Consider the following 20356-nt stretch of genomic DNA (forward strand, 5'->3'; position numbering starts at 1 on the left):
ATAGCTTATTGGTTTTTATAAGTATAAACGATTACGGGTTGTCCATTGATCGTTTTTTGTAGTTTTGTTTTTAATTGATTAATATCCGCTTGCTCCGTTAATGGACCAAAATGGATTTCGTAGTTTTGCCCATTTTGATTAATTTCAGTTTTTATGTCGTCTAGTGCGAGTTTTGTGATGATGCTTTCTGCTTGATTTTTTGACGACAGAGCGAGTAGTTTTAGCTTGAAGACAGTTTTTGCATCATTTGTGTTTTCTAAGTTTTGATTTTTTTTTTCGTTATTTTTATTGATAACTAAACGGTCACTGGCTTCTTGCGTTTTAGCATGCTTGGCGAGTGTTTTTGCTCCTGCACCTGAAATTTGACCTTTATGATCCACATGTAACGCTTCAATTCTTACTTGTCCTGTACCACGAGCAATAAGACCTAGTTCTTTTGCCGCAGAATGGGATAAATCAATGATACGTTTCTCACTAAACGGACCACGATCATTAATTCGTACAATCACTTTACGATTGTTATGCAAGTTTGTGACAACTGCATAAGAGTTTAAAGGTAACGTTTTATGTGCAGCGGTGAAAAGTGCCGAATTATAGCGTTCACCATTAGCTGTTTTACGACCATTAAATTTATGGTGGTAATAGCTGGCTGTCCCTTCTTTTGAATAGGGCTTCGCCTCATCACCTTGTGTAGTGTATGTTTTACCATTCACCTCATAGCTTTGTGGGGCTTGAACGGTCGTGGTAATCGATAGCGAATCCCCTTGAATACCATACATTTTTTGAGTATCGGCAAAAGCAGAGAAACTTGAGCTGCTTATCAAGGTGAAAAGTGCGGTCGTTTTTAAGATGTTTTTTAATGTCATACTTATTACTTTCTAGATTATCGGTGCTCTTCATAAGAAAGCCAAAAGGGAAATTAGTTCCCTTTCATAAAGCGAGGTTTATGAGTATGAATAGACATCACCAAACCAAAGCTCGCCATAATGGCCACATATGAAGTACCGCCGTAGCTAAAGAGAGGTAAAGGTACCCCTACAACAGGCAAAATGCCGCTCACCATACCAATATTCACGAAGACATAAACGAAGAATATCAGTGTGGTCGCGCCAGCAAGAATACGCCCGAAAGAGGTTTCTGCATTTACCGCAATTATTAAGCCACGGATAATAATAAACAAATAAATTGCCATGAGAATAAGAAAACCGACCATTCCATGTTCTTCACTCATCACGGCAAAAATAAAATCAGTGTGTGGTTCAGGCAAAAATTCTAATTGGGATTGTGTCCCTTGCATCCATCCCTTGCCAGATATACCGCCTGAACCGATGGCAATTTTGGATTGCAAAATGTGATAACCTGCCCCCAAAGGATCTTTTTCGGGGTCAAGTAAGGTTAATACACGCATGCGTTGGTAGTCATGCATTAAATACATCCACATGATCGGAATAAATGCCGCTAAGCCAACTACTGCAGCAAGAATTAGCCACCAACTCATCCCGGCTAAGAATACCACGAATAGGCCTGATGCACTAACCAGAATTGACGTGCCTAAGTCTGGTTGAATAGCTACAAGTAAAGTTGGCACAATAATCATGGCGATAGCAATAAAGGTTTCGCTCATTTTCGGTGGTAATGGACGGTTACCTAAATATACCGCCACCATTAATGGTACTGCGAGTTTCACAATTTCAGAAGGCTGAAAGCGAATAAATCCCAGATCTAGCCAACGTTGAGCCCCTTTACTGGTTGTACCGATAGCATCAACTAAAATCAGCATGATAAAACCCACCAAATATAAGTAAGGGGCGAGTCGCTGATAAAATTTAGGGGGAAGTTGCGCCATAATCATCATCACGGCAAAACCTAATATGACCTGAATAATACGATTTTGGAACATCACCTCACTGGCGCCAGATGCGCTATAAAGCACAAGCATGCCATAAGCTGTAATAGCGACTAATCCAATAAATAATAAAAAATCAATATGTAAGCGTTGCCATAATCGCAAGCATAAAGGCACTTTTTCTTCCATTATTCATTCTCACTTGGTTGAGATTCTAGTGCGGGCGCATCTAAATCAGTTTGGTCTGTCTTTTTCTCTTTTTCAGTATTTTCTTGACGTTCAATTTGTGGCAAACGTTTATTCAAATAGAAATCCATAATTTGACGTGCAATTGGTGCTGCATTACTTGACCCTCCCCCCGCGTTTTCTAAAATAATCGTCACAACTAATTTCGGATCTTCATAAGGTGCATAAGCCGTGAACCAAGCATGGTCATGTAGTTCTTTTTTCAACCCAGCCGCATTATATTTTTGGTTTTCCTTTAAGCTAAACACTTGTGCCGTACCAGATTTCCCGGCTACATGATAATTCGTGCCGATAAAGGCTTTTCGTCCAGTTCCTGCACCTGAATTTACCACATTGAACATACCGCGCTTAGCCGCATCCCAATAAGCTTGTTTCGGATCGGTAATATCTTCATATAAAAGTGGGTCTTGATACGGCTCAATGGTGGCACCTTCAATTGATTTCATTAAATGTGGCGTATGAATTTTACCGTTATTGACCACTATCGAGGTGGCTTTTGCCACTTGTAATGGTGTCGCTGTCCAATACCCCTGCCCAATACCCACTGAGATTGTATCGCCTTGTACCCAAGGTTTTTTATAACGTTTTTGTTTCCATTCTTTACTCGGCATATTAGCCGTGGCTTCTTCTTGAATTTCGATCCCTGTCGGCATACCAAACCCAAAACGTTTCATCCACATGGAGAAACGATCAATCCCTAAATTAAAGGCGGTTTGATAGAAGAAGGTATCCGATGATTCAGTAATAGCTTTGTTTAAATCCGTATAACCATGCCCCGTTTTTTTCCAATCTCGGAAACGTTTTGTTGAGTTTGGCAATGTCCAGTAGCCTGGGTCAAAAATCGTGGTGTTAGGTGTAATCACCCCTTCAGTTAATGCCGCAACAGCAACGAATGGTTTTACCGTAGAGGCTGGTGGATAGACACCTTGTGTCGCACGACTATAAAGCGGTCGAGTAGGGTCTTCGAGTAAACGTTTATAATCACTAGAAGAAATACCATCGACGAATAAATTATTATCGTAGCTTGGTGTTGAAACCATCGCTAATACACTATTATCTTTCGGATCAAGCACAACAACAGCGCCTTTTTGACCTGAAAGGAGCGACATAATGTAGCGTTGAAGAGTAAAATCGATAGTCAGATGAATACTTTTCCCCGCGGTGGCGGGTTGTTCACGTAGTTTACGAATAACTTTACCACGGTTATTAATTTCAACCTCTTCGAAACCAGTTGTACCATGGAGTTGTTCTTCGTAATAACGTTCAATACCCAGTTTCCCCATGTCCGTAGAACCGGAATAGTTAGCAAATTTTTCTTCTTTTTTTAGGCGCTCAACATCTCGGTCATTAATGCGTCCAACATAACCCAAAATATGAGTCATGGCTTCGCCATACAGGTAATTTCGTTTGAAATAAGGACGTACATCAAGGCTTGGATATTTATACTGGTTTACTGCAAAACGGGCAATTTGTTCTTCCGTTAAGCTTGGTTTGAGTAAAATCGGCGTATAGCGTGTACCACGACGACGCTCTTTTTTGAAATGCTCAATGTCTTCATCAGTGAGTCCCACAACATTGCGCAATTCTTCAAAAGTGCGGTCTAAATTTTCTGTTTTTTCCGGCACGATATATAAACCGAAAAAAGTGAGGTTTTCTGCCAGTAACTCGCCGTAACGGTCGTAAATTAATCCTCGAGTAGGAGGAAGCGGAAGTAATTTAATACGGTTACCATTTGAGCGAGTTTGGTACATGTCGTAATTCACCACTTGGAGATGGTAAATATTAGCAAATAGCACACCACTTAGGGCTAAAATACCGATGAACGCGACCAATGTTCGACGCGCAAACAAGTTCCGCTCCGCTTTTTTATCGCGGATCGGTTCATTGGTTGGTGCAGAAAAGAATTTTTTTAAATTCATCGGTAATGTAATACGTTATTCTCTGTGATAAGGGTGGTTTGTCGTCAGTGACCACGCGCGGTATAAACTTTCTGCCACGACAACACGCACTAATGGATGGGGCAGTGTAAGTGGTGAAAGTGACCAACTTTGTTCTGCTGCTGCTTTGCATTCAGGAGATAAGCCCTCGGGTCCACCAATAAGCAAGCACACATCACGACCATCATTTTTCCAACCTTCTAATTGCTCAGCAAGTTGTGGTGTTGTCCAAGGTTTGCCTGGGATATCTAATGTGACCACTTTGCCTTTTCCGCAAGCAACGAGCATCGCTTTGCCTTCTTGCTCTAAGATGCGTTTAATATCTGCATTTTTTCCACGCTTTCCTGCAGGGATTTCAATGAGTTCAAAAGGCATGTCTTTAGGAAAACGACGTTGGTATTCTTCAAATCCGGTGGTAACCCAGGCCGGCATTTTGGTGCCCACTGCAATTAATGTGATTTTCATCCTTTTCCCTTTTAAAAGACCGTCAAAATTGACCGCACTTTATGCCCAAAGTTTTTCTAATTGATACATTTCACGTGCATCGCGCTGCATAATGTGAACGATGGTTTGACCGAGATCAACCACGATCCAATCCGCTGTATTACGACCTTCTTCACCAAAGGTTTCATAACCGGCTTTTTTACATTCCGCAATAAGGTTATCGGCCATCGCAGAGACTTGGCGGCTAGATGTACCGGTACAAATAATCATATTTTCAGTAATCGATGATTTGCCTTTTACATCAAAATGCACAATTTCAGTGCCTTTTAAATCATCGAGTTTATCAATTACAAATTCAACTAATGACATTTCTTTTCCTATCTAAATAAAGCGATGAATTCTATCATTGAATGAGGGAAAGGGATAGGCTTAGGGCAGATTTTATTTGAATTGTTTTATGGTTTTCATGGTGCTTAACGTAAATATTGGGGCAGCCATTCTGCCCCAAGTTTGAAGGAGTTAAACCCATAATAGAATGGCTAATAATTGCGGTGAAATAATTCGCAAGAACATTGTGAGCGGATAGACTGTCGCATAGGAGAGTGCGGCAGCGCCGCTTCCTTCTTTCAGTTCATTGGCGAAAGCGAGTGCTGGAGGATCCGTCATCGAACCCGCCAACAGACCACAAAGAGAAAGATAATTTAATTTCGCATATAATCGAGCAATTACACCGACAATGATTAATGGAATAAGCGTAATAAAAATACCATATCCCATCCATTCAAGACCAGAACCATGAGTGAGTGTGTCAACAAAGCTACCACCAGATTTTAAACCAACTACAGCAAGGAAGAGCACAATACCAATTTCGCGCAACGCCAAGTTAGCACTTGGCGGCATAAACCAGTAGAGTTTTCCGATAGAGCCAATTCGAGCCAAGATCAATGCGACGACTAATGGCCCGCCCGCTAGCCCTAATTTCAATGCCACAGGGAAGCCTGGAATATAGAAAGGAATGGAACCGAGTAATACCCCTAAGCCAATCCCAATAAATACTGGCAACATTTGTACTTGTAACAGTTTCTGTTTGGCGTTCCCGATCACTGAAATGGCTTGGTTGAGAATATCAGTTTTACCCACCATGTGTAATACATCACCAAATTGAAGGGTAGTATGTGCAGTTGGTACTAATTCGACACCTGCTCGGTTTAAACGTGAAATGACTACACCGTATTTTTGATGAATGCCGAGATGACGAATTTGTTTTCCGAGCACTTTTTCATTTGTCACGACCACTCGCTCAGAACGAATTTCTCCACTTAAGCTTGCGACTGGAACATCAACTTCTTCCCCGATAATCAGATGCATTTTTTTCAAGCCTTCAGGGTTACCAACTAAATGTAAAATATCATCAAGCTGAACATTGGTATCCGCTTTTGGCACAATAACAAGCTCACCTCGTTTCAATCGAGAGCAGACGACATCTTCATCATCAAAACCTGGAATTTCAATCAAATGGATGCCGTTGAGATTGGTATTGGTGACTCTTAGAGATAGGCTTTTGAGCGCTTCTTTATCGTTACCTGTTTCTTTTTCAAAATTTGCTGCTTCTTCATCCACTTTAATTTTAAAGAAAAGACGAATAAGCCACATAGAAAGCAAAATGCCACAAATCCCAAAAGGATAGGCCATCGCATAGGCCATCCCCATATTAGACGTCGTTTGCGACATCCCTAATTCAGAAAGAATTTGCTGACCCGCACCGAGAGATGGCGTATTGGTGACAGCACCAGAGTAAATACCAAGCGCGACATCAAGAGGAATATCCGCCAGCTTATAAATGAGAATTGTCACCACTGCACCAAGTGCAACGATTAAAATGCCTAACCCATTTAAGGTTAAGCCTGATTTTCGTAAGGAAGCAAAAAAGCCCGGCCCCACTTGAATACCAATCGTATAAACAAACAGAATTAAGCCGAACTCTTGCACGAAATGTAATGTATGGCTATCTAATTTAATGCCATATTGGGTGGTAAAATGGGCAACTAAAATCCCACCAAATAGCACGCCCCCAATACCCAGACCTACACCTTTAATTTTAAAATGCCCGATCCATAGGCCAATCACGGCAACGAGGGCAAGCAAACTAATGGTAATCGCAGTTTCACTCATACCGACCTCTAATTTATTAAAAATTTAACTATTTTGGATTATATCAATTAGATTTCTTACCCGCTTGTGACAAAGTCAAAAAATGTTATCTCCATCACATTTTTTCTTGCTTAAAAATAAACACCGCCTAAAATGACCGCACTTTTTTGATTTTATAGGTTGATTATGGATTACGCTCAAGAGGCCATTAATTCGCTTTTATGGATAGCAAAAACATTAGCGATGACGGCTGTCGTGTTTAGCTTTGGTATTTTCTTATTAGTCCGTTTTACCCACTGGGGGAAACAATTTTGGCAATTTGCTGGTGGTTATCTTTCACCACGCCGAAGTATTAAACCTTTGCTATTTTTCTTGTTAATTGTGGCGATGACATTGGTCAGTGTGCGTATTAGCTTGGTGCATTCCGAATGGTACAACAATATGTACACGTCCTTACAGGAATTTAATGAACCGGTGTTTTGGGATCAAATGGTGCTGTTTTGTGTGATTGCGACAAGCTCTGTCATGACGGCATTACTTAGCTATTATTTAGAACAACGCTTTTCTATTAATTGGATTGAATGGTTGAATAGTCAGTTAGTCGATAAATGGATGGATAATCGTGCGTATTATAAAACACAGTATGTTTCCGCTAACTTAGATAACCCCGATCAACGTATTCAACAAGATGTGCAATCTTATGTGAGAACCTCACTTTCCTTAAGCACAGGTGTGATTGATGCTGTCACCTCGATGATTTCTTATACGATCTTATTGTGGGGATTAGCGGGACCAATGATGGTATTGGGTACTGAAATTCCACGCATGATGGTGTTCTTGGTCTTCGCTTATGTGATTATTACTACCGCGATAGCATTCCGTTTGGGACGTCCGTTAATTATGTTGAATTTCGTCAACGAACGTTTAAACGCTAACTATCGTTATTCTTTAATTCGTATCAAGGAATATGCGGAAAGTGTGGCCTTTTATGCGGGGGAGAAAGTCGAGAGTAGCCAACTTTATAAACAATTCGGCTCGGTGATCAATAATATGTGGGATATTGTTTATCGAACTTTAAAATTCTCTGGTTTTAACCTAGTGGTTAGCCAAGTTTCTGTTGTGTTTCCTTTGCTTATTCAAGTCGGTCGCTATTTTGAGAAGCAAATTAAACTTGGTGATCTTATGCAAACGCTACAAGTATTTGGTAAGTTGCATTCCAATCTTTCATTCTTCCGTAATTCTTACGATGGTTTTGCCGGATACAAAGCCACATTGGATCGTTTGACCGGCTTTGGTTATGCGATTGATATGGCTAATCGTCAATCTACCTCCTATTTACACGAACATGAAACTGACGTGATCTTTAAGGATTTAAGCATCAGTAATCCATTTGGAAAAACCTTAATTGAGAATTTAAATTTGATGCTGCCACAAGGTTCAACCTTATTAATTCAAGGTAATTCAGGCGTGGGTAAAACCACGTTATTGAGAACAGTAGCAGGGCTTTGGGCGTATTCTGAAGGGGATGTGTATTGTCCAACTCACCAACTTTTCTTATCGCAAAAACCTTATTTACCACAGGGTAGTTTATTGACTGCGTTGGCTTATCCGAATGAAGAAAAGGACTTTAATCGTGATGAGATGATTGAGGTGTTAAAACAAGTGTCTTTAGGGCATTTACAAGATCGTTTAGAGCAAGAGCAAGATTGGACACGTATTCTATCACTTGGTGAGCAACAACGTTTGGCTTTTGCTCGTTTGCTATTACACAAACCGAACGTCGCATTCCTGGACGAAGCCACAGCGAGTATGGATGAAGGCTTAGAAGATACGATGTATCGTCTATTAAAAGAACGCTTACCTTATACAACCGTTATTAGCGTGGGACATCGTTCAACCTTGCAGGCTTTCCATCAGCAACAACTGATGATTTTAGGTAACGGTAAGTGGCAATTCACTGACCGAAATCAGGCATAAAACGCCACTAAAATTGACCGCACTTACCTTGTTAGAAAAAATAGCGAGGTAAGTGTAGAGGATCAAGGCAAAAAATCCTGTTATCAAGCTCGATTTTTTGGTACATTTAGCACAATTTTTTTCTATGCTCAGAAATGAGTAATTTTTCACCAAACTAATGACGGAATTCTTATGTTATTCAAAAAAATTCGTGGTTTATTTTCAAACGATCTTTCTATCGATCTAGGTACAGCAAATACATTAATTTACGTGAAAGGCCAAGGTATCGTACTTGATGAGCCTTCAGTGGTGGCAATTCGTCAAGATCGTATGGGCGCATATAAAAGCATTGCAGCAGTAGGTAAAGAAGCAAAACAAATGCTTGGCCGTACACCAAAAAGCATTGTGGCAATTCGTCCGATGAAAGATGGTGTAATTGCCGATTTCTCTGTGACTGAAAAAATGTTGCAATATTTTATTAAACAAGTACATAGCGGTAACTTTATGCGTCCTAGCCCGCGCGTGCTTGTTTGTGTACCGGCTGGTGCGACTCAAGTTGAACGTCGTGCGATCAAAGAATCTGCATTAGGTGCTGGTGCTCGTGAAGTGTATTTAATTGAAGAGCCAATGGCGGCTGCAATCGGTGCGAACTTGCCTGTTTCTACAGCGATCGGTTCAATGGTGATTGATATCGGTGGTGGTACCACTGAAGTGGCGGTGATTTCTTTAAACGGTATTGTGTATTCATCTTCTGTACGTATTGGTGGTGACCGTTTTGATGAAGCGATCATCTCTTATGTTCGTCGCACTTTTGGCTCTGTGATTGGTGAGCCAACTGCAGAGCGTATCAAACACGAAATTGGTACAGCCTACATTCAAGAAGGCGATGAAATTTTAGAAATGGAAGTGCACGGTCACAATCTTGCTGAAGGTGCGCCTCGTTCGTTCAAATTAACCTCTCGTGATGTACAAGAAGCCCTTCAACAACCATTAAATGGCATTGTTGCAGCGGTGCGTACAGCGCTTGAAGAATGCCAACCGGAACACGCCGCAGATATTTTCGAACGCGGCATGGTATTAACTGGTGGTGGTGCTTTATTACGCAATATTGATGTATTGTTATCAAAAGAATGTGGCGTACCGGCAATCATCGCAGAAGAACCATTAACTTGCGTAGCTCGTGGTGGTGGTGAAGCAATCGAAATGATCGATATGCACGGTGGCGATATTTTTAGCGACGAAATTTAATCTCTAAAAGTGCGGTTAGAAAAATCGGCGTTTTAATTCGTCTAATTTTTTGACCGCACTTTTCCTTTCAACCCTAGGACAGTGAATGAAACCCATTTTTGGTAAAGCACCACCATTAGGTATCCGACTCACATTAGCGGTGATTGCTTCGATGACACTCATTTTAGTTGATGGGCAAACCTCATCAATGACGAAGGCGCGTAGTGTCATGGAGACGGCTGTCGGAGGCTTATATTACCTTGCGAATGGGCCAAGAACAGTTCTAGATGGTGTATCAAGCAACTTGGTGGATACCAATAAACTGCTTATTGAAAATAAAGTATTGCGTGAGCAGTTGCGTGAGAAAAATGCCGATCTTTTATTATTGGATCAACTCAAGGTAGAAAACCAACGTCTTCGTTTACTTCTTAATTCGCCTTTACGCACGGATGAATATAAAAAGATTGCAGAAGTGCTTACCGCTGAAACTGACGTTTATCGTCAGCAAGTGGTGATCAATCAAGGGGAACGTGATGGCGCTTATGTCGGTCAACCAGTGATTGATGAAAAAGGGATGATTGGACAGATTATATCTGTGGGCGAAAATACGAGCCGAGTATTGCTTTTAACGGATGTGACTCATTCAATTCCAGTACAAGTTTTACGTAATGATGTTCGTGTGATTGCGAGTGGTACAGGACACTCTGATGAGCTTACCTTAGATAATGTGCCTCGTTCCGTAGATATTGAAAAAGGCGATTTATTAGTAACTTCGGGTTTGGGCGGACGTTTTGTAGAAGGCTATCCTGTGGCAGTCGTACAAAGTGTGTCTCGTGATGGCTCAAATTACTTTGCAACGGTGAAGGCTAAACCTTTGGCTGAGTTAGATCGTTTACGTTATCTGCTTTTACTTTGGCCGAGCAATCTTGATATGTCGAAAGTCAAATCTATGTCACCGGAAGAAGTGCGTCGTCTTGTACAGCAGCGTTTGGAAAGCCAAGCTCATGAAGCAAAACATTCTGTGAGAAAAACCAAAATTATGGATGAGCAATCGGATAGCTCTCAACCACATACAGGAAAAGAAATAGTGGATCCTGAAATTCCGACCACAATGCCTCAACAAGAGGAACCGGTTTCTCCAGATCAACAAGAACATAGGGATGAAGACTAATGCAAGGGCGTTTTATTTTTCAATGGGCGGCCATTTTATGCTTTTTTGTTGTGGCATTAGTGATGGAGTTAGCGCCATGGCCAGCTGGCTTTCAAGCCTTTAAACCTTCTTGGTTGATTTTAGTCTTGCTTTACTGGACCCTTGCTTTACCTGATAGAGTAAGCATTGGTTTGGCATTTTTACTCGGAGTTTTATGGGATATTGTGCTAGGCTCTATTTTAGGCGTGCATGCGCTGGTACTTTCTATTACCTTCTATTTTGTTTCTAAATATTACTTAATGTTGCGTAACCTTTCCTTGTGGTTTCAAAGCTTATTAGTGCTTCTTTTCGTTTTTGTCATTCGAGTGGCTATTTTCTTAGTCGAATTTTCTTTGCATGGTGCATTTTTTAATTGGCAGGAAATCTTTGGTGCTGTTGCATCTGGCGTATTATGGCCTTGGGTATTCTTATTAATGCGTACTGCGCGTCGAAGAGTTGGATTGCATTAATCATAAAAAAGCTGATGAAGAAGTTCATCAGCTTTTCTTTTTAGTTTTTACGACGATAGTTTGTTTTTCTCGTCGAAGTATTTCTCGTTTGGGGCGTAGAATGGTGCTTTAAACGATAAGGTTTTGGAATATCACAAATCAATGAATTCGGGTCATATTGACTGACGGGAATAGAATGACCAATGTATTCTTCAATTGCCGGTAAATTCATCGCATATTCTTCACAAGCAAAGCTGATAGACACACCACTTTCACCAGCTCGACCAGTACGACCAATACGGTGAACGTAATCTTCTCGATCATCGGGTAAATCAAAGTTAAAGACATGAGTCACGTCTGAAATATGCAATCCACGCGCTGCAACATCAGTTGCCACGAGAATATCGAGCTCACCATCTGTAAATTGTTTAAGCAATGAAAGACGTTTTTTCTGTGCCACATCCCCCGTGAGTAATCCAACACGATGGCCATCTGCTGCTAAATAGCCCCAAATTTCTTCACATTTATGTTTAGTGTTCGCAAAAACAATACAACGCTCTGGCCATTCCTCCTCCATTAACGTTAGTAAGAGGGGGATTTTGTCTTCATTTGAGGGATAGAACAGTTCCTCTTTAATTCGATGCCCCGTTTTTTGTTCTGGTTCAATTTCAATATATTCCGGTGAGTTCATATCTTCAAAGGCAAGTTCTCGCACTTTGTAAGAGAGCGTTGCAGAAAATAACATTGTGAGGCGTTCTTGTGGAGAAGGGCATTTACGTAATAAATAACGAATATCACGAATGAAACCTAAATCGAACATACGATCCGCTTCGTCCAATACTACGACTTGGATATCATCTAAACGGATAATCCCTTGTTTCACGTAGTCAATCACACGGCCCGTGGTACCAATTAAAATATCTACACCGGCCTCGATAGCTTTGAGCTGTTTATCATAGCCATCACCACCATAAGCAAGTGCGGTTCGTAATCCACTTGTTTTCGCTAATAACTCAGCATCATGATTAATTTGCACAGCCAGTTCACGGGTTGGTGCAAGAATTAATGCGCGAGGTTGATTGGTGGCAAAATCAGGTTGATGCGTTAATAAGTGGTGAAAAGTTGCCGTTAAAAATGCCATGGTTTTACCCGTGCCGGTTTGTGCTTGGCCGGCAACATCTTTTCCTTGCAAGGTAATAGGCAATGATAACGCTTGAATAGGGGTACAGTATTCAAACCCCTTGTCTTGTAAGGCTTTTTTTACGATAGGATGTAATGGAAGATCAGCAAACTGCTGCTGACTTAAATAATTTTCTTGCATGATAAATAATGGTTCTCAGAAATAAATGGGACTAAGGATAGCACGAAGTCGGAAAAATATCCTTAAAAATGACGAGCTTATTAATAAGATTAAGCTTGTGATTGAGCTGATTGGGTTCGCTCCCATTTTCTTGCAATATAGCTACAAGTTGGGAGCAGTGTCAGCTTTTTAGCTTGGATAAAATGAATTAAGGCTTGATAGAGTTTGTCCGCTACACCTTGTCCACGAAGAGAATCATCAACAAATGTGTGATTGGCATTAATGGTATCGGGTGTTTCACAAAAATAGGTGAGTTTCGCGATTTTCTTGCCTTGATCATCGAGTAAGAAAAACTCGCCCTGTTTACCATTATCGTGATGCTGAAGACTCATTTGATACTCCATTCATCACTGAGATTGGGATCCATGGTGAAATCTGCTGTGTCACTTGGAATGGCTTTTTCCTCTTCAGCCCATTCCCCTAAATCAATAAGTTGGCAACGTTTGCTGCAAAAAGGGCGAAATTGACTTTCCTGTGTCCAAGGTACGGGCTTTTGGCATTTAGGGCAAGGGACTTCAAAAATTTCATCAGACATTTTTCTTTCTCGATTCATTTAAATAAAATTGATGTAATTCTAGCACTTTTTGTTTCAAGTGCGGTAAGTTTTCAGGCAATTTTGCATCATTGGAAATGATATCATCCGCCCATTTTAATCTTTCTTCACGGCTGACTTGTGCATTCATAATAGCTTGAATTTGCTGAAGATTATTATGATCTCTTGACGACGCACGAGCGAGTTGAGTTTCAGGTTTAACATCGATAACAAGTATGCGATCGCAAAGCGTGGTGAGCTTGTTTTCAATAAGCAGTGGAACGACAAACAAGGTATAAGGAGCGGTCTGAGCATTTAACTGTGCTAACATTCTTTCTCGAATAGCAGGATGTAATAAATGATTGAGCCAGTTTTTCTCATTTTCGTCTGCAAATACTTTTTTTCGTAGCTCAGCTCGATTTAATTCGCCTTCTTCAGTCAAAATCGATTTTCCAAAGTGCTCAGCAATTTGAGCAAGTAGCGGCGAGCCTTTTTCAACCACTTCTCTTGCCACAATATCGGCATCAACAATAGGGACACCAAGTTCAACAAAAAGATTTGCAATTGTGCTTTTTCCACTACCGATGCCGCCAGTGAGGCCCACAATATAAGTCATAAGATTCCTTGCTACTTGATTTAGAGGGGATGTTTCGCATCTATCCTTTAAATATAATATTTTCCAATGTTGCCAATATATTACATTTATAAGGTTATTGCACTGGTGACGATTAACGATATGCAAAGAAAGGGCGCAAAAGGTAAAACAGGTTTACGAGAAATCCAATAGACTATTATGCCTAATAGACAGGCAATGAATAAGAAAAGTGGTAAGTATTCGATGGTGAGATAAGTGCCGATTCCCAAAGCGAGCCAATAATCCCCACGACCTAACGCTTCCTTCTTATAAAACCATTTAGACAAATGATAGATGATATAAAAAACACTGAAAAAACTAACCGCACTTTCTAAACTTTGAGAAAGCGTCAGAATTGAAAATTCTTGATGTGCGCCGAATAGCCCCAGGAAAAATAAAAATAGGCAAGGTGTTGGTGAAATCAGTTGATAATGCCAGTCTAGCCAACTGATAACAAAGATGAGACTAAGCGTAATCGCGAGCCATAAAGTAAACAATTCATCCTGAAGAAAATAATCGAGTACAGCAAAACAGAGTCCGAATCCTAAAAAATAACGAAAAATATGACCACACTTTTGAGATTGAATCAATGCTTTTTCGCTATGGAAAATAGGCCTGTTTTCGGGATAAAGTTCGACATAGTTCTGATAAATTTCTTGTTGAAGGTTAGGAATAAAACGATCAATATAAAACCAAGCAAAGATGCCCGCTAAACCACCCAATAAGAAAAAGGCGAATGTCATCATTGGATTACCGAACCCATATTAAAAATTGGCAGATACATCCCCATCATTATGATACCAATTAAACTACCAATAATGAGCATCATTAATGGCTCTAAAAGTTGGGAAAGTAAATCAATTTGATGATTAAGCTTTTCTTGATAGTTGTCAGCAATATGGCGCAACATCAACGCAAGTTTTCCACTTTTTTCGCCAATTTGTAGCATTTGCTGCGCTTCCATTGGGAAAAGATGGCTACTGACACTTTCTGAAAATGGATAACCTTGAGAAACCCACTGTAAAATTGACCGCACTTCTTGTTGTAGCAGAATATCGCCTTTTAAGGTACGTTGTGTTTGCCAAGTTTGCTGTTTGGGAAGAAAACTATTTAACGCAGGCGTTAAGGCTACACCGGATTGAAGCATTAATTGCAGGTTATGGCTAAAACTGATTAGGCGAGAAAGGCAAATGATATTGCCCCAAATTGGCATGCGATTAATCAGTGCATTCTTTTTTTGATTCAGCCAAAGAGAATGTTTTAATGCCATCTTCAGCATAAAAAGAGCGAAAATGCAGGCAATCATCAAGGCGATAAAATGATGTTGTAAGAATTGAGACATTGCTAATAATACGGCGGTTAATGTAGGTAACTCAGCTGAATTTTCGCCATACATTTCCGCAAACTGCGGTACAACGAAAAGTAGTAAAATCAACGTAAGTGATAGTGAAATACCTAATACTATGGCAGGATAAAGCATAATTTTTTGTAATTTGCGTTGAAGCGTTAATGATTGCGTTCGACGTTCTGCGATTTTAGTGCATACCTCCGCCAGTTTTCCTGTCATTTCTCCCACTTGAATGAGCTGAATTTCTTGAAAATTTAAATACTTTCCTTGTATTTCCAAGCTTTGTGAAAACGGAAGACCACTTTCAATTAATTCAATTAAGGCGGCAAGCCACTGATGCAATCCCAATTGCGTGCAGTTATCTTGCAAAATGTGCAATGCATTTTTTAATGGAATGGCAGAGCTGAGCAGAGTAGCCAATTGATTCAATAAAGCACTGATTTCTGCATTTTTAGGTTTTTGATTAAGTTGCCAATCTTGTTGCAAGCGAATTCGACTAAAACCTTTCGCAATTAACAGAAATTGCGCGGCTTGTTTAGATTGTGCAACAAGACTGCCTTTTTGCCATTGTTGTCGCTGATCATAGGCTTGGAAATAAAAGAGTTTTTGCTTTGCCATGGTGATACCTATTTTTTACCTAACACACGTTGAATTTCGGCGAGATCAGTAATGTTATCTTTTACTTTTTCTAACGCACTTTGATAAAGTGAGTCAAAATCGGTTTGGTAACGGTTGTCTTCGCATTGTAAAAATTGATATACCCCAATTCGACCTCGGTATCCCTGATGACAATCACAAGAATCATTAAAATGTTGACCGCACTTTAAGCAATGTTTACGTACCAATCGCTGTGCGATAACTAATAAGAGACTATTTTCAATTTCGTGAGATTGAATGCCTAATTGTTGTAAGCGTGAAATGGCTGAGATGGCATCGTTGGTATGTAAGGTAGAAAGTACTAGATGGCCGGTTTGAGCGGCTCTTAATGCCATTAATGCACTTTCTTCGTCTCGAATTTCACCAAGCATTATAATGTCGGGGTCTTGTCGTAAAAATGTACGAAGTAATCGACTAAAATCTAAACCGATTTGCGGATTTACTTGAGTTTGAATGATGCCTTCTAATTCAATTTCAACAGGATCCTCTGCCGTCATAATGTGTTTATCTGATGTGTTGAGCCATTGAAGTGCGGTATAAAGCGAGATACTTTTTCCACTTCCTGTTGGTCCAGTTACAAGAATTAAACCTTGAGGTTGGCTGAGCGCGTGTTGAAATTGGATTTGTTGCTTTTGTGTCATGCCAAGTTCAGCAAAACTTAACTGAACTGGTTTATTTTGTTGTAATCGTAATACCGCTTTTTCTCCCCAATGTGTGGGCAAGGTAGAAAGGCGGAAATCTAAAATATCGGAGAACGTGGTTTTGAATTGAAAGCGGCCATCTTGTGGTAGCCGAGTTTCACTGATATCCAGTTTAGCTAAGAGTTTTAAACGAGAAATCACACGATTGGCGAACGCTTTACTGATTACCGGCTGTGGCTGTAGTACGCCATCAATACGTAAACGAATTAAGAGTCCACTTGGCTGAGTTTCTAAATGAATATCGGAGGCATTTTTTTGTAGGGCTGTTTCAAAAATACTATTTAATAATTGAATAACGGGTTCATCTTCATTAGATAAATTAGCAGCGTTTTCGTCTTCAGAATGATGATAAAACGTTGTTTGGTCTTCTATTTGATTGGCTTTAGGGGCAAGGGATTGTAAAAGTTGTTTGAGTTGAGTCGTTTCAAATAAAATCGGTTCAACTAATTTTCCACTTAAAAAAGCAAAGGTTTCACAAGCGGCAAGATTATTTAGCGAATCCACCGCAAGCCATAAATGGTGTTCGTCTTCTTTAAGAGGGAGAGCAAAGTAACGCAACAGTAAAGCTTGTTGCTGTTGGTTTTGTTGCCAATATTGTGGCGAGATATGATAAATCTCGCCATTTTTTGCGATTGCTTGATAGGCCATGTTTCGCTATTTGGTAGGAGAGCAGAAACCCGCAGGGAATAAATCCGCATTGCTTGGGCAAGCGGTTGTCCAGGTAACACCTGATGAGGTTGAGCCTGTCGCCGTTAAAGAATAACTGATCCCATCTAATGCACCATTTCCTGTTACCGTAATCACACCCGATTTCGTGGTAATGGATTTAACATAACCTTTTGCAGTAGTGATGTCTGCTGCAATGCCATTTGAACCACCAGAACAGTTTGTCGGGGCATTGGTGCTATAGACACATAACTCCACATCAGATTTATAAGGTGCCGAAGCTTGTAACAATTCGGAGATAGCCGCTTTTTTGGTATAATTTTGATAAGACGGAATGGCGATCGTCGCGAGAATAGCAATAATCGCAATCACGATCATCAATTCAATTAACGTAAAACCTTTATGTAAAGGTTTAGAAAAAGTCAGTTTCATTAAATTAAATTTCCTTTTGGTTGAATAAAAAAATGCCAGGATTGGCTGCAACATTGTGTAAAAGGGAAAAATGAAAGTGAAACTGACCGCACTTCTTTTGCGATCTCGATCGCAAAAATAAAATTTAATCGCAGAAAAACAGATGAATAAGATAAAAAATGGCTGGTTAAGCCAGGCAAGAAAAGTGATTTCACCACATTTTGATGAACGTCCTGATGTAGAGGATATTTCATTACTCGTCATTCATTACATCAGTTTGCCGCCAGAACAATTTGGTGGGGGATATGTAGATGATTTTTTCCAAGGTAAACTCGATCCAACCATCCATCCCTATTTTGAGGAAATTTATCAATTTCGCGTGTCTGCCCATTGTTTAATTGAACGGGATGGTAAGGTGACACAATATGTCAGTTTCGATGACAGAGCATGGCATGCAGGGCTTTCTTGCTTTGAAGGACGCGATAAATGTAATGATTTTGCGATTGGGATTGAGCTAGAGGGCAGTAATGAACAACCTTTTACAGCGGAGCAATATCAAGCACTTGCTGAATTAACACGAGATATCATGCAGGCGTACCCGAAAATAACGCTCGATCGTATCGTTGGGCATTGCGATATTTCGCCTGGTCGTAAGATCGATCCTGGTCAATATTTTGAATGGGAACGCTATTTAGCGTTAGTCAAAAAAGGCTTGGATGAAAAATAACCACTAAAATTTTTACTTGAATGTGAATAAGAGGATTTCTGTGAATAAGCGTTATCTTAATGAAATTAAAGATAAAATTTCTTCTCACAAATTGATGGTAAAATGCTAAGAAGAGTTATACAAAACTCGCCATTTGCTCAATCACAATTTTATCCACAGAAATATTGAATAACTCACAGCTGTTATTTTTTCATCAAACAAGAGATGTTTAAATTAAAAAATGGCTGAATTTTTGACCGCACTTTGATGAGAAAAAGTGCGGTCATTTTTTCGAGAAATTTTTGATTAAATGTTATGCAAAAATGAAAAAAGTGAAGAATGAAAAGCAGTTTTTGATCTTTATACACAGTTAAATTTAGACTATCCAAGTGTTACCCACAAACTTATCCACAACAGGGTAAATATGCCCATTCGGTTGATAAAAAAGCGAATTTATGAAACAATCTGCAAATTATTTTTGTATAGAATTTAAGGTGAACGATAGTGATCGATTTTGATGGCTACCGTCCAAATGTAGGCATTGTCATTTGTAATCGCAAAGGGCAGGTGCTTTGGGCTAAACGATACGGGCAGAATTCGTGGCAATTCCCGCAAGGCGGAATCAATGATAACGAAAGTGCCGAACAAGCCATGTATCGTGAATTATATGAAGAGGTTGGTTTGCAACCCAAAGATGTAAAGGTGCTTTACGCGTCTAAACATTGGTTGCGTTACAAGCTGCCAAAAAGATTGCTGCGTTATGACAGCAAACCCGTGTGTATTGGGCAAAAACAACGTTGGTTTTTGTTGCAATTAGTGGGTGATGAAAAAAATATTAATATGAACACAACAAAATCACCGGAATTTGATGGTTGGCGTTGGGTGAGTTTTTGGTATCCCGTACGTCAGGTTGTGTCCTTTAAGAAAGATGTTTATCGCAAAGCGATGAAAGAGTTTGCTCAAGTGATATTTGGCAACGAAAAAACATTGCTTGAAAATACGCAAGAGCATGAGACAAATAAACCTTATCATGCGCCGCGTAAAAATGGTTTTTCTAAATATCAAAAACGTTCATCTTATAAATCAAGGGGGCAATAATGCTCACTTTTATTCTACTTTGTTTACTTGTCGGGTCTGTTGTTGGTTTTCTTGCCGGATTATTTGGCATTGGTGGTGGGTTAATAATCGTCCCTACCTTGGTTTATTTATTGCCGATGGTAGGCGTACCTGAACCCTTGCTGATGTCCACGGCATTAGGAACTTCATTTGCGACCATTGTCATTACCGGCTTCTCTTCTGCACAGCGTCATCATAAACTAGGCAATATAGAGTGGAGTGCAGTGAAAGTATTGGCACCGATGGTCATGATTTCGGTCTTTATCTCTGGTTTGTTTATTGGCAAGCTTGATCGTGATGTATCAGCCAAAATCTTTGCCTGTTTAGTCGTATATTTAGCGGTAAAAATGGTGATTTCTATTAAGAAAAACACAGGGAAAACCAAACCTTTAACAACGCAAGCTTCTGTTATTGGGGGTATTTTAATTGGGATGGCATCTAGCGCAGCGGGCGTAGGTGGCGGTGGTTTTATCGTGCCATTTTTAAATTCCCGCGGTATTGATATGAAAAAAGCCATCGGTTCTTCCGCTTTTTGTGGGGCGCTTCTTGGTTTATCAGGCATGTTGAGTTTTATGGTGAGTGGCTGGGGCAATCCTTCCATGCCAGATTATTCCCTAGGCTATGTTTATTTGCCTGCCGTGCTTGGTATTACAGGTACTTCATTTTTCACTTCTAAATTAGGGGCAACCGCGACCTCGAAACTCCCAGTCCCAACCTTGAAAAAAGGCTTTGCCTTACTATTAGTTGCGATCGCAGTTGATATGTTTATGAAATAAGGAA

21 protein-coding genes are annotated in these 20356 nt (G+C 40.1%); 7 read left to right on the plus strand and 14 right to left on the minus strand.

All coding sequences use genetic code 11. The features are described from left to right. Window positions 1-5: 5 nt before the first annotated feature. The 6 genes from HMPREF3263_RS03490 to HMPREF3263_RS03515 all read right to left on the minus strand — a co-directional run bounded on the left by HMPREF3263_RS03490 (window position 6) and on the right by HMPREF3263_RS03515 (window position 6645). Window positions 6-866, minus strand: coding sequence for a septal ring lytic transglycosylase RlpA family protein (locus HMPREF3263_RS03490; protein ID WP_070852970.1), 861 nt, complete (start codon window positions 864-866; stop codon window positions 6-8). A gap of 53 nt (window positions 867-919) precedes the next feature. Next, window positions 920-2035: a rod shape-determining protein RodA gene (gene rodA / locus HMPREF3263_RS03495; protein WP_005697821.1), complete on the minus strand. Its 1116-nt coding sequence runs from the start codon at window positions 2033-2035 to the stop codon at window positions 920-922. Further along, window positions 2035-4011: a penicillin-binding protein 2 gene (gene mrdA / locus HMPREF3263_RS03500; protein ID WP_070852971.1), complete on the minus strand. Its 1977-nt coding sequence runs from the start codon at window positions 4009-4011 to the stop codon at window positions 2035-2037. The genes rodA and mrdA overlap by 1 nt, the downstream gene beginning before the upstream one ends. Window positions 4012-4026: 15 nt before the next feature. Beyond that, window positions 4027-4494: a 23S rRNA (pseudouridine(1915)-N(3))-methyltransferase RlmH gene (gene rlmH, locus HMPREF3263_RS03505; protein ID WP_065243032.1), complete on the minus strand. Its 468-nt coding sequence runs from the start codon at window positions 4492-4494 to the stop codon at window positions 4027-4029. Between the two features lie 39 nt (window positions 4495-4533). Then, window positions 4534-4842 carry a ribosome silencing factor gene (gene rsfS, locus HMPREF3263_RS03510; RefSeq protein WP_005695495.1) on the minus strand — a complete coding sequence of 103 codons (309 nt, stop codon included), beginning with the start codon at window positions 4840-4842 and terminating at the stop codon, window positions 4534-4536. A gap of 150 nt (window positions 4843-4992) precedes the next feature. Then, on the minus strand, window positions 4993-6645 hold the full coding sequence (locus HMPREF3263_RS03515; protein ID WP_070852972.1) for a putative transporter: 1653 nt from the start codon (window positions 6643-6645) through the stop codon (window positions 4993-4995). 165 nt (window positions 6646-6810) lie between these two features. Between HMPREF3263_RS03515 and HMPREF3263_RS03520 the strand changes: the two genes are divergently transcribed. From HMPREF3263_RS03520 to mreD, 4 genes are all read left to right on the plus strand, one after another. Next, on the plus strand, window positions 6811-8601 hold the full coding sequence (locus tag HMPREF3263_RS03520; RefSeq protein WP_070852973.1) for an ABC transporter ATP-binding protein/permease: 1791 nt from the start codon (window positions 6811-6813) through the stop codon (window positions 8599-8601). Between the two features lie 171 nt (window positions 8602-8772). Further along, entirely contained in the window at window positions 8773-9828 is a 1056-nt protein-coding gene (locus HMPREF3263_RS03525; protein ID WP_005695498.1) for a rod shape-determining protein, read from the plus strand. Between the two features lie 85 nt (window positions 9829-9913). Continuing rightward, a complete protein-coding gene (gene mreC, locus HMPREF3263_RS03530) occupies window positions 9914-10978 on the plus strand; it encodes a rod shape-determining protein MreC (protein WP_005697884.1) in 1065 nt (354 codons plus the stop codon). Next, a complete protein-coding gene (gene mreD, locus HMPREF3263_RS03535; RefSeq protein ID WP_005697811.1) occupies window positions 10978-11466 on the plus strand; it encodes a rod shape-determining protein MreD in 489 nt (162 codons plus the stop codon). The genes mreC and mreD overlap by 1 nt, the downstream gene beginning before the upstream one ends. A gap of 40 nt (window positions 11467-11506) precedes the next feature. Here the strand turns inward: mreD and rhlB are convergent, their stop codons facing one another. From rhlB to ppdD, 8 genes are all read right to left on the minus strand, one after another. Continuing rightward, window positions 11507-12766: an ATP-dependent RNA helicase RhlB gene (rhlB, locus tag HMPREF3263_RS03540; RefSeq protein WP_005697880.1), complete on the minus strand. Its 1260-nt coding sequence runs from the start codon at window positions 12764-12766 to the stop codon at window positions 11507-11509. Window positions 12767-12855: 89 nt separating this feature from the next. Continuing rightward, the gene (locus tag HMPREF3263_RS03545; RefSeq protein WP_005697815.1) at window positions 12856-13137 is read right to left on the minus strand and encodes a GNAT family N-acetyltransferase; all 282 of its coding nucleotides are present in this window, start codon (window positions 13135-13137) and stop codon (window positions 12856-12858) included. Further along, a complete protein-coding gene (gene yacG / locus HMPREF3263_RS03550; protein WP_005697875.1) occupies window positions 13134-13340 on the minus strand; it encodes a DNA gyrase inhibitor YacG in 207 nt (68 codons plus the stop codon). The genes HMPREF3263_RS03545 and yacG overlap by 4 nt, the downstream gene beginning before the upstream one ends. Next, a complete protein-coding gene (gene coaE, locus HMPREF3263_RS03555; RefSeq protein WP_070852974.1) occupies window positions 13333-13953 on the minus strand; it encodes a dephospho-CoA kinase in 621 nt (206 codons plus the stop codon). Before coaE ends, yacG begins: the two co-directional genes overlap by 8 nt. Before the next feature lie 86 nt (window positions 13954-14039). Then, complete coding sequence (locus tag HMPREF3263_RS03560) at window positions 14040-14717, minus strand: prepilin peptidase (RefSeq protein WP_049367123.1); 678 nt, start codon at window positions 14715-14717, stop codon at window positions 14040-14042. After that, the gene (locus tag HMPREF3263_RS03565) at window positions 14714-15937 is read right to left on the minus strand and encodes a type II secretion system F family protein (RefSeq protein ID WP_005697852.1); all 1224 of its coding nucleotides are present in this window, start codon (window positions 15935-15937) and stop codon (window positions 14714-14716) included. The genes HMPREF3263_RS03560 and HMPREF3263_RS03565 overlap by 4 nt, the downstream gene beginning before the upstream one ends. Before the next feature lie 8 nt (window positions 15938-15945). After that, on the minus strand, window positions 15946-17325 hold the full coding sequence (locus tag HMPREF3263_RS03570) for a GspE/PulE family protein (protein ID WP_005697930.1): 1380 nt from the start codon (window positions 17323-17325) through the stop codon (window positions 15946-15948). Window positions 17326-17331: 6 nt separating this feature from the next. After that, complete coding sequence (gene ppdD / locus HMPREF3263_RS03575) at window positions 17332-17775, minus strand: prepilin peptidase-dependent pilin (protein WP_005697917.1); 444 nt, start codon at window positions 17773-17775, stop codon at window positions 17332-17334. A gap of 142 nt (window positions 17776-17917) precedes the next feature. Here ppdD and ampD point away from each other — a divergent pair, with 142 nt between their 5' ends. The 3 genes from ampD to HMPREF3263_RS03590 all read left to right on the plus strand — a co-directional run bounded on the left by ampD (window position 17918) and on the right by HMPREF3263_RS03590 (window position 20352). Further along, window positions 17918-18481: a 1,6-anhydro-N-acetylmuramyl-L-alanine amidase AmpD gene (gene ampD / locus HMPREF3263_RS03580; RefSeq protein ID WP_005695512.1), complete on the plus strand. Its 564-nt coding sequence runs from the start codon at window positions 17918-17920 to the stop codon at window positions 18479-18481. Window positions 18482-18964: 483 nt separating this feature from the next. Then, entirely contained in the window at window positions 18965-19558 is a 594-nt protein-coding gene (rppH, locus tag HMPREF3263_RS03585; RefSeq protein WP_005697825.1) for an RNA pyrophosphohydrolase, read from the plus strand. Then, complete coding sequence (locus tag HMPREF3263_RS03590; RefSeq protein ID WP_005697877.1) at window positions 19558-20352, plus strand: sulfite exporter TauE/SafE family protein; 795 nt, start codon at window positions 19558-19560, stop codon at window positions 20350-20352. The genes rppH and HMPREF3263_RS03590 overlap by 1 nt, the downstream gene beginning before the upstream one ends. Window positions 20353-20356: the final 4 nt, after the last annotated feature.

The organism is Haemophilus sp. HMSC61B11 (assembly GCF_001838615.1).
GTDB lineage: Bacteria > Pseudomonadota > Gammaproteobacteria > Enterobacterales > Pasteurellaceae > Haemophilus_D > Haemophilus_D parainfluenzae_AD.

Coding starts and splice junctions, on each gene's coding strand:
- HMPREF3263_RS03490 (WP_070852970.1), bottom strand. CDS start 866: ATGACATTAAAAAACATCTTAAAAACGACCGCACTTTTCACCTTGATA.
- rodA (WP_005697821.1), bottom strand. CDS start 2,035: ATGGAAGAAAAAGTGCCTTTATGCTTGCGATTATGGCAACGCTTACAT.
- mrdA (WP_070852971.1), bottom strand. CDS start 4,011: ATGAATTTAAAAAAATTCTTTTCTGCACCAACCAATGAACCGATCCGC.
- rlmH (WP_065243032.1), bottom strand. CDS start 4,494: ATGAAAATCACATTAATTGCAGTGGGCACCAAAATGCCGGCCTGGGTT.
- rsfS (WP_005695495.1), bottom strand. CDS start 4,842: ATGTCATTAGTTGAATTTGTAATTGATAAACTCGATGATTTAAAAGGC.
- HMPREF3263_RS03515 (WP_070852972.1), bottom strand. CDS start 6,645: ATGAGTGAAACTGCGATTACCATTAGTTTGCTTGCCCTCGTTGCCGTG.
- HMPREF3263_RS03520 (WP_070852973.1), top strand. CDS start 6,811: ATGGATTACGCTCAAGAGGCCATTAATTCGCTTTTATGGATAGCAAAA.
- HMPREF3263_RS03525 (WP_005695498.1), top strand. CDS start 8,773: ATGTTATTCAAAAAAATTCGTGGTTTATTTTCAAACGATCTTTCTATC.
- mreC (WP_005697884.1), top strand. CDS start 9,914: ATGAAACCCATTTTTGGTAAAGCACCACCATTAGGTATCCGACTCACA.
- mreD (WP_005697811.1), top strand. CDS start 10,978: ATGCAAGGGCGTTTTATTTTTCAATGGGCGGCCATTTTATGCTTTTTT.
- rhlB (WP_005697880.1), bottom strand. CDS start 12,766: ATGCAAGAAAATTATTTAAGTCAGCAGCAGTTTGCTGATCTTCCATTA.
- HMPREF3263_RS03545 (WP_005697815.1), bottom strand. CDS start 13,137: ATGAGTCTTCAGCATCACGATAATGGTAAACAGGGCGAGTTTTTCTTA.
- yacG (WP_005697875.1), bottom strand. CDS start 13,340: ATGTCTGATGAAATTTTTGAAGTCCCTTGCCCTAAATGCCAAAAGCCC.
- coaE (WP_070852974.1), bottom strand. CDS start 13,953: ATGACTTATATTGTGGGCCTCACTGGCGGCATCGGTAGTGGAAAAAGC.
- HMPREF3263_RS03560 (WP_049367123.1), bottom strand. CDS start 14,717: ATGATGACATTCGCCTTTTTCTTATTGGGTGGTTTAGCGGGCATCTTT.
- HMPREF3263_RS03565 (WP_005697852.1), bottom strand. CDS start 15,937: ATGGCAAAGCAAAAACTCTTTTATTTCCAAGCCTATGATCAGCGACAA.
- HMPREF3263_RS03570 (WP_005697930.1), bottom strand. CDS start 17,325: ATGGCCTATCAAGCAATCGCAAAAAATGGCGAGATTTATCATATCTCG.
- ppdD (WP_005697917.1), bottom strand. CDS start 17,775: ATGAAACTGACTTTTTCTAAACCTTTACATAAAGGTTTTACGTTAATT.
- ampD (WP_005695512.1), top strand. CDS start 17,918: ATGAATAAGATAAAAAATGGCTGGTTAAGCCAGGCAAGAAAAGTGATT.
- HMPREF3263_RS03590 (WP_005697877.1), top strand. CDS start 19,558: ATGCTCACTTTTATTCTACTTTGTTTACTTGTCGGGTCTGTTGTTGGT.